Annotated in this window: 13 protein-coding genes; 5 read left to right on the top strand and 8 right to left on the bottom strand. The window is 63.0% G+C overall.

From position 1 onward, the window contains the following. Positions 1-821: 821 nt before the first annotated feature. A complete protein-coding gene (locus G3N95_RS06005) occupies positions 822-1,073 on the top strand; it encodes a GlsB/YeaQ/YmgE family stress response membrane protein (protein ID WP_205969093.1) in 252 nt (83 codons plus the stop codon). A gap of 48 nt (positions 1,074-1,121) precedes the next feature. Here G3N95_RS06005 and G3N95_RS06000 read toward each other — a convergent pair whose 3' ends face one another. The 5 genes from G3N95_RS06000 to G3N95_RS05980 are packed head-to-tail and all read right to left on the bottom strand — an operon-like array spanning position 1,122 to position 6,352. Then, positions 1,122-2,576: an efflux transporter outer membrane subunit gene (locus tag G3N95_RS06000; RefSeq protein ID WP_205969092.1), complete on the bottom strand. Its 1,455-nt coding sequence runs from the start codon at positions 2,574-2,576 to the stop codon at positions 1,122-1,124. An 11-nt stretch (positions 2,577-2,587) separates the two neighbouring features. Further along, positions 2,588-3,724, bottom strand: a complete 1,137-nt coding sequence (locus tag G3N95_RS05995) for an ABC transporter permease (protein WP_205969091.1) — start codon at positions 3,722-3,724, stop codon at positions 2,588-2,590. Continuing rightward, on the bottom strand, positions 3,721-4,677 hold the full coding sequence (locus tag G3N95_RS05990) for an ABC transporter ATP-binding protein (protein WP_205969090.1): 957 nt from the start codon (positions 4,675-4,677) through the stop codon (positions 3,721-3,723). Before G3N95_RS05990 ends, G3N95_RS05995 begins: the two co-directional genes overlap by 4 nt. After that, complete coding sequence (locus tag G3N95_RS05985) at positions 4,674-5,648, bottom strand: HlyD family efflux transporter periplasmic adaptor subunit (protein WP_205969089.1); 975 nt, start codon at positions 5,646-5,648, stop codon at positions 4,674-4,676. The genes G3N95_RS05990 and G3N95_RS05985 overlap by 4 nt, the downstream gene beginning before the upstream one ends. Further along, the gene (locus G3N95_RS05980; protein WP_205969088.1) at positions 5,645-6,352 is read right to left on the bottom strand and encodes a TetR/AcrR family transcriptional regulator; all 708 of its coding nucleotides are present in this window, start codon (positions 6,350-6,352) and stop codon (positions 5,645-5,647) included. Before G3N95_RS05980 ends, G3N95_RS05985 begins: the two co-directional genes overlap by 4 nt. Positions 6,353-6,702: 350 nt before the next feature. On the opposite strand from G3N95_RS05980, the gene G3N95_RS05975 reads away from it, so the two are divergent. Further along, on the top strand, positions 6,703-7,341 hold the full coding sequence (locus G3N95_RS05975; RefSeq protein WP_205969087.1) for a response regulator transcription factor: 639 nt from the start codon (positions 6,703-6,705) through the stop codon (positions 7,339-7,341). Then, a complete protein-coding gene (locus tag G3N95_RS05970) occupies positions 7,338-7,715 on the top strand; it encodes an Hpt domain-containing protein (protein ID WP_205969086.1) in 378 nt (125 codons plus the stop codon). The genes G3N95_RS05975 and G3N95_RS05970 overlap by 4 nt, the downstream gene beginning before the upstream one ends. Positions 7,716-7,961: 246 nt before the next feature. Here the strand turns inward: G3N95_RS05970 and G3N95_RS05965 are convergent, their stop codons facing one another. Both G3N95_RS05965 and G3N95_RS05960 read right to left on the bottom strand, forming a co-directional pair. Further along, complete coding sequence (locus tag G3N95_RS05965; protein WP_205969085.1) at positions 7,962-10,061, bottom strand: hybrid sensor histidine kinase/response regulator; 2,100 nt, start codon at positions 10,059-10,061, stop codon at positions 7,962-7,964. A gap of 12 nt (positions 10,062-10,073) precedes the next feature. Continuing rightward, positions 10,074-10,649 carry a response regulator transcription factor gene (locus G3N95_RS05960; protein WP_241018289.1) on the bottom strand — a complete coding sequence of 192 codons (576 nt, stop codon included), beginning with the start codon at positions 10,647-10,649 and terminating at the stop codon, positions 10,074-10,076. Between the two features lie 243 nt (positions 10,650-10,892). On the opposite strand from G3N95_RS05960, the gene G3N95_RS05955 reads away from it, so the two are divergent. Both G3N95_RS05955 and G3N95_RS05950 read left to right on the top strand, forming a co-directional pair. Further along, positions 10,893-11,477: a response regulator transcription factor gene (locus G3N95_RS05955; protein WP_205969083.1), complete on the top strand. Its 585-nt coding sequence runs from the start codon at positions 10,893-10,895 to the stop codon at positions 11,475-11,477. Between the two features lie 21 nt (positions 11,478-11,498). Next, on the top strand, positions 11,499-11,828 hold the full coding sequence (locus tag G3N95_RS05950; RefSeq protein ID WP_205969082.1) for an Hpt domain-containing protein: 330 nt from the start codon (positions 11,499-11,501) through the stop codon (positions 11,826-11,828). On the opposite strand, the gene G3N95_RS05945 is transcribed toward G3N95_RS05950, so the two are convergent. Beyond that, positions 11,806-12,882, bottom strand: coding sequence for an OmpA family protein (locus G3N95_RS05945; RefSeq protein WP_205969081.1), 1,077 nt, complete (start codon positions 12,880-12,882; stop codon positions 11,806-11,808). The two genes, G3N95_RS05950 and G3N95_RS05945, sit on opposite strands and share 23 nt — an antisense overlap. Positions 12,883-12,942: the final 60 nt, after the last annotated feature.

Raw genomic sequence — 12,942 nt, 5'->3', positions numbered from 1 at the left:
TGGTTCGCTGGCATCCGCGTTTTGGTGTTGGTCGTTCATGCGTTGCCCCTGTGCGGGGCGGCACCTACTTTTCTTTGCAGCGGCAAAGAAAAGTAGGCAAAAGAAAGCCGCTCACACCGCCAATCCTTGTTCTTGCCTGCGGGCCCCCAACAGTTCTTACACTTCACGCGGCAACGTGCTTGTTCGCGCCCGTTGCCAGCGTGCTCACTCACGCATCACCCGCTTCACACTCCCGCGTCACGGACTGCGTTACCAGACGTCCACGGCCGCCCAGGTGGCAAACTGTGTGTAGGCCATCGCGACGAAAGTGCACCACTCCGGACCGAAAAGCGGGATCGGTGTCGTAGAAGCGCGAACGTATATGGCGCGACCACCTACACACAGTTTGCCACCTGGGCGGCGTAGACGAGTCGCTGCCGCTGGCTGGCTGCGGGTGACTGGAGCGGGTTGTGCGCCTGTTCGAGGCGCTGGCAACGGGCGCAAAACAAAGTGTTGCCGTGTGGAGTGCGGGACCCGGTGGGGGCCCGCAGGCAAGAACACGGGCTGGCGGGGTGAGCCCGCTTTCTTTGCTTACTTTCTTTGCGGCGGCAAAGAAAGTAAGTGCCGCCCCGCACAGGGGCAACGCTAGCAAACCGAAGACAAAACGCGGATGCCAGCGACAACAGCACAGCAACAGGCAAACCGGATGCCAGCGACAACAGCACACCAACAGGCAAACCGGCTCCCAGCAACACCGCAAAGCCCTTCACAAACGTTGACAACTCAAGTCACGCACTGCGTTAAAACACCGGTTCCAATCCCTAACAATGGAACCTAAATCTATGGAACACGGCATCATTGCCTGGCTGATCATCGGCTGCGTCGCGGGCTGGCTCGCCAGCGTCCTCGTCGCGGGCGGCGGCTTCGGCGTCATCATCGACATCGTCATCGGCATCGTGGGCGCGTTCATCGGCGGATGGCTGTCAGGCGCACTGCATATCTCGATCGGCAGCGGTTTCATCGGCTCGATCATCACCGCGCTCATCGGCGCTGTGATCCTGCTGTTCGTCATTCGGCTTTTCCGCCGCGGATAACAACCGGCCAACATGCTAACCCGGCCGTGTCCGGGTTAGCTTTGGACGCTAACGTCCCGCTGTCTGATCCGCCGATCCCATCGGCGTCATCCCGCCCAGCGCCTGAAACAGCGCCGCCGTATCAGCGAGTCGATCAGCCTGCGCGCGCGTTCTGTCGAGTGCCGTCTGCAACGCCTGTCGCTGCGTATCGATCAAGCCGAACTGACTGACCCCGCCCGCCGCATATTGCGCCTGCGCAATCTTCACGCTCGCTTGTGCCTCCGAATCCGCTTCGTCGCGCGCCTGCAATGCGTGCGCGTCGTCGTTCAGTGCGTGCAGCGTATCGGCGACCTGCTGCAGCGCCTGCAACACCGTCTGCCGATACGACGCGGAAGCCGCATCGTAAGCAGCCTGCGCGGCACGCTTCTTCGCGCGCAGTTCGCCGCCGCGAAAAATCGGCTGCGTCAGATTCAAGCCGATATTCCACACGTTCAATCCATTGACGACATCCTCGATGCGCGTGCGCTCGGAACCAAATCCCGCCGACACGATGAACTGCGGATACAGATTTGCCGTGGCGACGCCGACGTTCGCGCTCGCCTGATGCAACAGCGCCTCCGATGCGCGAATGTCGGGCCGCTCCCGCGCGAGCGTCGACGGCAGCGTGACGGGCACGGTGTCGGGAAGATGCAGCGCATCAAGCGTGATGTCGTCGAAATGCGCCTGCGACGGCGCGACGCCAAGCAGAATCGCGAGCTGATGATCGGCCTGCGCGAGCTGTGTCTCAAGTGGCGGAATCTGTGCGCGCGTCTGCGCGAGCAGCGTGCGCTGCGTGCGTACATCGAGTTGCGCAACGCCACCCGCCGCGTAGCGTCCTTCGATGATCGTCAACTGTCGAGTCTGCGCATCCGCGAGTTGCTGCGTCAACGCAAGCTGCTGTTGCAGCGACGCGCGCCGGATCGCCGCCGATACGACATTGCCCGCCAGCGTCAGACGCGCGGCATCGAGTTCATACGTCTGATAGTCGACTTGCGCGAGCAGCGCTTCGAGCGCGCGACGGTTGCCGCCGAACACATCGAGCGCATACGACACGCTCACCGACGCATTGAACAACGTGAACGGTCCGGGGTTCTGCACGTTCGGAATGCCGAATGCAGCAGGATCGACCTTCTGACGCGAGCCAGAGAGCTTCGCGTCGACTGCGGGGAACTGCGTTGCGCCCGCTTGCGCAACGTAGTTTTCGCGCGCCTCGATAAGTTTGGCGCGCGCTTCGTCGAGTGTGAGGCTGTGTTGCAACGCTGTGTCGACGAGGCGGTTCAGCGCGTCCGACTGAAACTGCGTCCACCATGCAGGCAGCGCATGGTCAGCGGAAACGAGCGTCTGCGCAGCACCCGCGGCCTGCGTCGTGGCGGGCAGCGTTTCGCGCGTGTACGACGGTGCGTCGGGCGCGGCGGGCGAATGAAAGTCCGGGCCGACCGCGCAGCCGTATAGCGCGAGTGCGAACAAGGGTACGTAGCGTTTCATCGTCGACCCTCCTAATCCAGCGTGCGCCGATAGAAGCGCACGGCAACGGCCATCACGATGACGGTGAAGATCGCGACGGGCCACACGGACGGCCACAGGTCCGCCCAGCCATTGCCCTTGAGCAGAATGCCACGCACGAGCCGGTTGAAGTAGGTGAGCGGCAGCAGATTGCCGATCCATTGCGCCCACACGGGCATGCCCGCGAACGGGAACATAAAGCCCGACAGCAGCAGGCTCGGCAGAAAGTAGAAGACGGTGAGCTGCATCGCCTGCAACTGGTTCTGCGCAATCGACGACAACGTGATGCCGACAGTCAGGTTCGCCGCGATGAACAGCAGCGCCGCGACATACAGCGCCACCAGACTGCCGACGAACGGCACGTTGAAGACGAAACGCGCCGCCGCCAGAATAATCGACGACTGCACGAGCCCGATGGCGATATACGGCACCAGCTTGCCCGCGATCACTTCGAGCGGCAGCACGGGTGTCGCGAGCAGGTTTTCCATCGTGCCGCGCTCGCGCTCGCGCGTCATCGCCAGGCCCGTCATCATCACCATCGTCAGCGTGAGAATCGTGCCCATCAGGCCCGGCACGACGTTGTACTGTGTGACGCCTTCGGGGTTGTACAGCTTGTGGATCTGCACGTCGAAAGCGGCAGGCGCGCCGTTCAGGCGGGCGAGCGGTCCGGTGAGGTCCTTGTCCGCGACCGACTGCACGATGCCAGGCAGCGCCGCGAGCGGCGCCTGTGTCGCGGTGGGATCGGTGGCGTCGGCCTCGACGAGCAGCGCGGGCCGCTCGCCGCGCAACAGCCGTCGCGAGAAATCGGCGGGAATCGATAGGACGAACGTCACGTCGCCGCGCGCCAGCGCCTGGCGGCCCGCTTCGTCGTCGGGCAGCGTATCGACGATATGAAAGTAGTCGGAGTTCTTCATCGCGGCGACGAAGCTGCGCGAAAACGGACTCTGATCGCCGACGATGATAGCCGTGTGCAAATGCTTCGGATCGGTGTTGATCGCGAAGCCGAACAGCGCGAGCTGCATGATCGGCAAGCCGACGATCATGCCGAACGTGATGCGGTCGCGCCGCAACTGGATGAACTCCTTGAGCACGATGCCCCACCAGCGCGTCACGGAAAAGAAGCGGTTCACGATGATTTTCCGTAGTTGTCGGCCGAGCGCGCCATCATGTAGATGAACACGTCTTCGAGACCGGTATCGATCTGTTCGATGCGAACGGGCAGGCCGGAGGTCACTTCTCCAATCGCCTTTTCGAGCGCTGCATGGTCGTGGCCGCTCGCATGCAGCGCGGAGCCGAACACGACGGTCTGATCGACGCCGGGCGTGTTGCGCAAGCGCTCCGACAGTTCCGTCAGACGCTCGCCGTGGATGGACCAGGTGGCGAGCGCCTGCGAATCGATGACCTGCTGCGCCGTGCCCTGCGCGAGCAGCTTGCCGTAAGCGATGTACGCGAGCTTGTGGCAGCGCTCCGCTTCGTCCATGTAGTGCGTGCTCACCAGCACCGAGATGCCCTGCGCGGCGAGTCGGTGCAGTTCTTCCCAGAAGTCGCGGCGCGCGGTGGGATCGACGCCGGCCGTCGGCTCGTCGAGCAACAGCAGCTTCGGTTCGTGCAGCATGCACGCGGCGAGCGCGAGCCGCTGTTTCCAGCCACCCGACAGCGCGCCCGTCATCTGGTCAGCGCGCGTCTGCAAGCCGAGCGTTTCGAGCGCGCGGTCGACCTTCTCCTTGCGGTCGCGCATCTGATAGATCCGTGCGACGAAATCGAGGTTCTCGCGAATCGTCATGTCTTCCCAGTACGAGAAGCGTTGCGTCATATAGCCGACATTGCGCTTGATCTGCGCACTGTCGCGCACGATGTCGTAGCCGAGGCAGGTGCCGCTGCCGGAATCGGGTGTGAGCAGACCGCACATCAGGCGGATCGATGTCGTCTTGCCGCTGCCGTTCGGGCCGAGAAAGCCGAAGATCTCGCCGTGCGCGACCTGCAGCGTCACGTCGTTGACGACGTGCTTGTCGCCGAAATGCTTGTTGAGGTTGTGCACGTCGATCGCAAGCGAGCCTTGCTGCGAACCGTTTTGGGTATTCATCGCAGCGTCACCGAAACGGGCTGGCCGGGATGCAGGCGCGGTGCATCGTCGACGGAAGGATGGGCTTCGATCATGAACATGAGCTTCGCGCGGCTTTCGTTGCTGTAGATGACAGGCGGCGTGTATTCAGCCGAACTCGACACGTAGGTGATCTTCGCGTTCACGTCCGCTGCGCAGCCGTCACAGTGAATGACCAGCGTGCGGCCCGGCGCGAGCGAGCCGACCACGGTCTCGGGGACGAAGAAGCGCACCTTCACGTTTTGCGGCGGCAGCATCTGCACGACGGGGCTGCCCGCCTGCACCCATTCGCCGACGCGGTACAGCGTGTCGTAGATGCGACCCTTGGCGGGCGCGTTCACGCGTTTCTGGTCGAGCTTCCATTGGGCCTGCGCGACGGCCGCCTGCGCCGCTTCGACCTGCGCGGACTGCGCGAGCAACTGCTGCGAGCGGCCCGGCAGCCGCGCGACCTGAACCTCATGCGTCAGCTCGCGCACCTGTGCGTTGGCGGCATCGGCGGCGGCGCGAGAATCGTCGAGCTGGCCCTTCGGAATGCCGCCGACGCGATACTGGGCTTCGTCGCGCGTCAGTTGCAGCGTAGCCTTGCGCGCATTCGCGATGGCCTGTGCGAGTTGCGCCTTCGTCACGTCGACTTCGGGCGGGCGCTTGCCCGTCTGGATATCGGCGTATTGCGCGCGGGCCGACGCGAGTTGCTGCTGCGCCTGCTGCAATGCCGCCGTTTCGTCGACGGATTCCAGCGTGAAGACGGGCGCGTCCGCGGCAATCTGATCGCCGCGCGCGACGTCGAGCCGCGTGAGCTTGCCCGACTGCGACGAGCCGAGATACACGAACTCGCCTTCGACATAGCCCTGCCAGGTGTTGTCGGCACGATGCGAGCATGCACCAAGCGTGCCGCATGCGACGAGGGCGATGACTAGCCATACGGTGCGCCAGGGGAAAGGGAACGGCTTCATGTGCTGGATCTCGTGGAAGGACGGCGTGCCGTCTTGCGCGCCGTACGCGCGGCCGGCGCACGCATGCCGCCGAGCAGCAACGCCGTCACGTGTTGCTGCAGCGTTTCGCGATCGATGGCGGGGAAGCCGCGAATGCTTTGCCATACTTTCGCCGCGGCTTGCGGCAGCATCACGAGCGCGATGATCGAGTTGAACATCAGGAGCGGATCGAGATCGGGATTGACCGCGCCTGCCTGCTGCGCTTTCTTGATGCGTGCGCCGAAGCGTTTGATGTTGTCGAACGGAATGCGCGTGATCATGCGGTCGCGCAGCATGCCGCCTTCATTGATGACTTCGCGCAGCCAGAGCGGCGGCAGCCAGGGCATGCGGGCCGTTACGTCGAACAGACGCGTGACGAATTCACCGACCATCACAAATGGGTCCTCGTTTGAATCGTCCCCGGCGGCGCTCCAGACGAAACCGACAGAAGGCGCAAGCCGTTCCTCGACGATCGCGTCGAGCAGCGTCTCGCGATTCGTGAAGTAGTAGTGCACGAGCGCCGACGTGACCTCCGCACCCGCCGCGATCTGCGCGACCGTGGTGGCCGCGATGCCGCGTTCGGAGAAAAGGCGGGTGGCGGTATCGAGCAGGTGCTCGCGCACGTCGAAATTCTCGATGGCAGGGCGGCGGCCGCGCGGTTTGGCCGGTTGACGGTTCGGGTTCATGAGACGGAAGACTAATTGACGAGTTAGTTAAATTCAAGCGGGTTTACCTCAAGTGCGGCAACCTGCCTCTCGCTGGATGTCGAACGCGTCTGTTCCGAACGTCGTCGTGCCTGTCCCGCCGGAGAAAGCTTTCGCTCGCCCGATTTACTGACCTATGCCGTCAGCATTATCCGAAGTCAAATAACAAATCAGCGGTGAAAAGGCGCGAGGAAAAAGATAGGGAATGCAGAATATTCCGCAGAATAAATGAGGTGGTAATGAATTAGAATCATCGCCGTAACGGGTATGTAATCGACAGGCATCTCGCACGCATTGGCAGCTGCACCGCGAATCAATATGGAGAAAGGCAGTTGGCTTCTATACTCATCGTGGACGATCATCCGGCATTTCGTCTTGTCATCAAGACTCATCTATTGCAATTGCTCGGCTGTCAGGAAGTCTTTGAAGCGGACAATGGTCAATCCGCGCTGGAAATGGCACGTCAATTTACACCGGACCTGACCATTCTCGATCTGGATATTCCGCGCATAAATGGCCTCGATGTGCTCGCGCGCCTGAAAGCCGTATATCCCGGCATGCGCGTGCTGATCCTGTCGAGTCACGATGCGGCCACTTTCATTTCCCGCGCCATGCGCGCGGGCGCTCAAGGTTTCGTCAGCAAGTCGCAGGACGTGAAGGAAATCATGCGCAGCGTCGAGGCGGTGATGTCGGGCTACAGCGTGTTTCCCGTCGCACCCGTGGGTGCGGGTCCGGGCGCGCAGGGCTTCGTCGAAGAGAGCCGGCTGGATCTGCTGTCCGACAAGGAACTCGTGATTCTGCAAATGCTCGCCAAAGGCCTGTCGAACAAGACCATCGGCGACGCGCTCTTCATCAGCAACAAGACGGTCAGCAGTCACAAGACGCGCTTGATGACCAAGGTAGGCGTGGAAACGCTCGTCGAACTGGTCGACTTCGCGCGGCGCTGTGGCATCGCCACGGCCCAGCAATGATGGCCGCTTGCGCGCGCCGCGCGTTCGGGCGCGCGGTGGAAGCGAATGCACTGCAGGAAAGAATCGATGTGCTCGCGCTCGGTGACCGTGCCGTTGCGCAGGACGTCACAAGTGCGCTGATTGATACGAATGGCGCAACGCTGCGCTACATGAGCACCGCTCAGGAGAGCGGGGACTGGGACGGCATGGGGCGCGCGGCACATCGGCTCGCGGGTTCGTTGAGCATGCTGCAATGCAGTCGAGAGATTGCGCTGGCGATGCGTCTGGAGCGGGCGGCACTCGAGCATGACGCATGGGCGATCGCCACGTTGCTTCCCATCGTGACGAAAGCGATTGCCCGTTTGAACGAGCAGCTCAGTGCACTGCTTGCCTGAGCAGCGAGCGTCTGGCATCTATCGTTGACGTTGCGGCAATTAATACTTGTGAGCGTCGAGACAGGCATTTTCTCCTGCACAGACAAATTGACGCTCTATACTGATCGATAGCGCGGCTGAGCAGCCTTCCCCGGGGCAGCATCGACCAGTTGCGCAAACCGCGCACGGTTCTCTGATCGTCTCCACCGTGTCTCGCGGTGTTTGGGCCCGCGTTCTGCGGGCCTTTTATCGTCGGTGCCTGCCCGCTCAGGTGCCGGATTGCCAGCGCGATCCGCGGCTGGCGAGGTCGTTCATCTGCGCCCTGATGCGCTCGACGAGTCCGTCGAGCAACGCGTCGTCGTCGCGCTCCGGAGCAGAACTCATGCGCTGCAATGCGTGCATGAGGCCTTGATTTCCGACGATGCCCACGGCGCCCGCGAGCTTGTGCAACGCGCGCCGCGTGCCTGGCGCATCGCCCGATGCGCGGCGCTCTGCGAGATGATCGAGGTCGTTTTCCATCGACTGTTGCCAGTCGCGCAACAAGCCATCGATGTCCACGCCTTGCGCGGCGAGCGAATCGAGCGCGGTGAAATCGTATGTCTCGAGATGTATCGCGGCGGGCGCCGCACGGTGTCGTGAACCGGCGGGAAGCAGCCGCACGAGGGCCGCATCGAGTGCGTTCAATCCGGACGTTTTGACGAGAATCGCACCGAACAATGTGCGGTCGCGATCGCTCAGCTTCGTATCCGGATTCGCCGACAGCAGGATGATCGGCACGTCGTGGCCAGAATCACCAGACGACGCGCGCACGTGACGTGCAAGCTCGACACCGTTCATGCCGGGCATCTGCAGGTCGGTGATCAGCAGATCGACGCGTTCGCGGCGAAGCAAGCCAAGCGCTTCTTTGCCCGAACTCGCGCTGACACAGCGATAGCCGAGCACATCCAGTTGCCGTGCGAGCACCTTGCGGTTGACCTCGTTGTCGTCGACGACGAGGATGTCAGGCCGGTTCGAAGCGGGACGGACGGGTGCCTGCAACGGCATGGCACGCATTTCGGGGCCGCTGCGCGCATCGCAGATTTTCCTGAGCGCCGCCCACGAAAGCGGATTCAGCGAGAGTTCGATGCGGCCGTCGCGATTGCGCACGCCGCCCGGCAGCGCATCGCGCGTGACGACGATCAGGCGCTTCTCGCCATGCGCCGACGGTGCCTGACCCGCTTCGACGAAGCGATAGTCGATTTGCACGGGCGGCTTCGCATCCGACTGCAATGTCGTAATGCCGAGCTTTCTCAAGAGTTCGCAGATCGACTGGCGATCCGCATAGTTGTCGACGTCGACGCTGGCCCAGCGACGCTCGTGGCCGTACGCGGGCCACTCGTGCCGCTCGATCGTGAACGGCGCATGCAGCGCGACGCACACGCCGACGCGTTTGCCTTCGAGGATCGTAATGTCGCCGCCCATTTTTCGCGCGATCACGCGAGCAAGCGCGAGGTCGGGATGCTCGCGCAGGCCGGTCGATTCCATGATGGCCGGATGCGCTCCGGAATGAGGAGGGTGTATCTGCGCGTTCGCTACTGTCGCCACTGCCGCGCCATTGATGCCGATCACGATGCGCTGCGCACCCGCGTTCAGCGACTCCGCACGCGCCGAGAGCGTGACGACGCCCGGGCCGGCCGCTTCCACCGTGTACGCAAGCAGGTTGAATACGATTTGCCCGAGTCGCGCGCGGTCGGCGAGTATGCGCGCCGCAACCGAACGGTCAATGCACACTTGCAGCCGCATTTGCCTTGCCGCAGCGATGGGCGCAACGAGCAGCGCGGCAGCGTCGATCAGTTCGCGTAGATCGACGGCATCTTCATCGAAGACGACATCGCGGTCTGCGGGCGGGATGCTGTCGAGCGCATCGTGCGCGACCAGCGCGAACGTTGCGGCCGCGGAGTGCAGCGTCGCACTACTGCCCGTCTCGGGATCGAGCCCATTGCTCAACGCTTGCGCGCCCGACACGATCTTGTGCTGCGCGCGTTGCAACATGCGGAGATATTCGGCGATCGCTGCCGCGCGCTCGGTCCGTGCGGCTTCGCGTTGCGTTTGCGCGAGGCCGGCCTTGAGCGTCGCATTGTCTTGCTGCGCGCTGCGCAGCGATGCGTCGAGATGGTCGATCTGGAGCGCGAGCGCGTGCTGTGCGTCGTACGAGTGGGCGGCGGCGCACAGTCCGCGCGCCAGCAGGAGCAGCGCAGCCGCCGTCGAGCCCGCGAGCGGCTCATCGTATGCCGCGAACGAGCCGAACAGCGCGAGTGCGCCGACGGGCGCGCGCAGTCCAAAAGTACGAGCGAGCAACGATGCAGTGCCGGACGGACGCAGGTTCATGCGGACACCGCGTCAGTCGATCAGTTTGTGGAGCGTCGCAAACTCGATCAGCGCGGCGAGCGACGACAGGCCCAGCTTTTCGCATAGCCGCGTCTTGTAGGTGCTCACCGTCTTGTCGCTGAGGAAGAGCCGGCTTGCGATTTCCTTGTTGCTGACGCCGCGCGCCAGGTATTGCAGCACTTCCATTTCGCGCGGCGACAACACGTTAAGCCCGCCCGGTTTGTTCGCGTGCGGCGCGTTGGCTGGAAAGCAGTCGAAACCCAGCAGCACCGTGCGCGCGGCAGTCAGCATTTCCGTCAGTTCGCGGCCCTTGCTGACATAACCATTCGCACCTGCCTGCTGCGTGTGAAGCGACATCACGTGATCGGGTTTGGCGGACAGCACCAGGATGCGCATACGGTCGTCCTGTGCGCGAATGCGGCGAATCATCGAGAGGCCATCGAGGCTCGGCAGATCGAGATCGAGCACGACGAGGTCTGGATTCAGCGATAGCACCATTCTCAATCCTTCTTCGCCGTCGCCAGATTCTCCTACAACCTGTAGTTCAGTGTCCGAACGAAACACGCTTGCGATTGCGTCGCGAATCATCGGATGGTCGTCAACGATGACAATTCTTTTCATTTTTTGGCCCATTTCTTATCATCGTGACCCGAAAACCTGCCGTTTTTCAAAGGATCACTGCGAGAAAAATCAGGTAGGATTCTAGCAAAGCGGAAAACTCCGGATTGCTGATTAACTATAGAGACCGCTCAGTTTGTGTAGAAGGAAAGATCCTACATTCTTACAGTGAATCCGAATACCGTTCCTAACAATTCAAGACCCTTTCGAACGATGATCGTTGACGATCATCCGGTCATGCGGCGCGCACTGCGCTATGTGCTCGACGAATCCACCGATTTCGACATGGTCGCCGAGGCCGGCTCCGTGGCCGAAGCCTTGGCGTCGGCAGTGGCGTTCGATCTCTCGCTCGCAATCGTCGATCTGCGTTTGCCCGATGGCGACGGACTCGATCTGATCGCACAGCTGCGCAACGCGAAGCCGGGATTGCGAATCGTGGTCTTTTCGTCCGTCGACGAGCGGCTCAATGGCGTGCCTGTGCGCAACGCCGGCGCCCATGGTTTCGTCAGCAAGCTTCGCGGCCCGGATGAGCTGCTCGCCAGCCTGAGACTGGTGATGATCGGCTACACCTGCTTTGCGTCCGAACTCGTCGAACCCGGGAGCGTGACGCTGTCGCGGCGGGAAACCTCCGTGTTGCATCGCTTGATTCGCGGACAGAGCAATGTCGATATCGCGTCGTCGCTCAATCTGAGCCCCAAGACGGTCAGCACGTACAAGATGCGGATCATGCAAAAGCTCGATCTGCAAAACGTCGTCGATCTGGTCGAATACGCGAAGACAAACGGGCTCACGAACTAGCCCGGCAATGGAGCGGCTGCGATGACGGATGGATGGGGGCGCGTGCTTGCCGAAGGGCCGGACGATCTGCGGGCGACGCTGATGCAAGCCATCCGCGACGACCTGAATGCCGCCTTCGATGCGCTCGCCGAAGGCGACGCAGTACGCGTCGCTCATTTCGCGCATCGGTTGAAGGGCGCGGCGCAGCTGTCTGGCGATGAGCACGCGACAGCGCTGTGCGCCGCGCTGGAAGCGACGGGGCAGGCAAGCGATATCGAACGCGCCCGCCTGCTGCTGGTGGCGCTCAGATGTGCCTTTAGCGCCGCGCGAGCCGGCGATGCTTCGCCTGTCAGCGGACGGGAACTCCAGTAGTGACAGCGCCGCGTGTGATGCTCAATTCGACCCGCCGATCAGGCGCGAGGCAGCGAATCAACTGCTGCTGGTTGCGTTCGTCGCATTGCGCGAGTGGATTCGCGGCGCCCATTCCTCGCGCGCCGATCGGCGCTTCGATGCCACCCGCAGTGAGATAACGCTTCACGGTCTCCGCGCGCATCGCCGAAAGCCGCGCGTTATGCGCGCCGCTGCCCAGCCTGTCCGTGTAGCCTTCGACGCGAATGGCCGTCACGTCGCCGGCCTGCTTCATGTCGCGTATCAACTGATCGAGCTTGACCCTGCCTTCAGGCAACAGACCTTCGATGTCGCCGCGGTCGAACGCAAACGTCGCGTCGCCTTGCAGCGTCACCTTCGGCGCGGGTTCCGGCGACGGCGCGACGACAGGCGGCGTGCACGCGGCGAGCGCCGCATCGATTTGCGGCAAGGTCTTCGTCACCTCGTCGACGCGCTGCGTGCCCGCCTTGAAGTCCCGCGTCCACGCCTCGTGACCCGCGTGAATCATCTCGACCTCGGCGCAGGCGGTCAGGCGCTGCGCATGCGAACACGAAGCGAACGCCGGCGCTGCCTTCGCCGTAAGAATCTGCTTCCACAGATCCGGTCGCACGACGGCCGAGGTGCGCAAATCGGGATTTTCTGCGTACAGTCCGCCGCCCGTCTCCAGCGCGGCCGCGAGACGGCTCGCTTCGCGCAACGCTTCTTCGACGAAACCCCAGTGATTCCAGTGCGAGCGCTCTTCGCGCGCGGCATCGAGCCAGCATTGCGCCTTGAATCCGAAATAGTTGTCCTTGTGCGGACCGAGCGCGTCGAGACGCGCCTGAATCGAGTCGATCGCGCTTGCGTTGTCGGCGGTGCGATGCAGATCGAGCCATGCCGGGTTGGCCGCGCCCGCCGCGTCGTCCTGCGTCGCGTCGAAACCACGTTGCAGAACGGTCGGGTTCTGCACCTGCAGCGCGTCGCGCGAGGCCGTCGACGTGCAGCCGGCGACGAGCGCCGACAACGCGACGCACGTCCGCGTCATCAATGAATGCTTCATGTGTGATTCCATCAGGAAAGGGCTGCGCGGCTTGCCTGCCGCGCAGCCCGGTCAGATCAG

The organism is Paraburkholderia sp. Tr-20389 (assembly GCF_017104565.1).
GTDB lineage: Bacteria > Pseudomonadota > Gammaproteobacteria > Burkholderiales > Burkholderiaceae > Paraburkholderia.
This window is presented reverse-complemented; position numbering and strand designations above follow the sequence as displayed.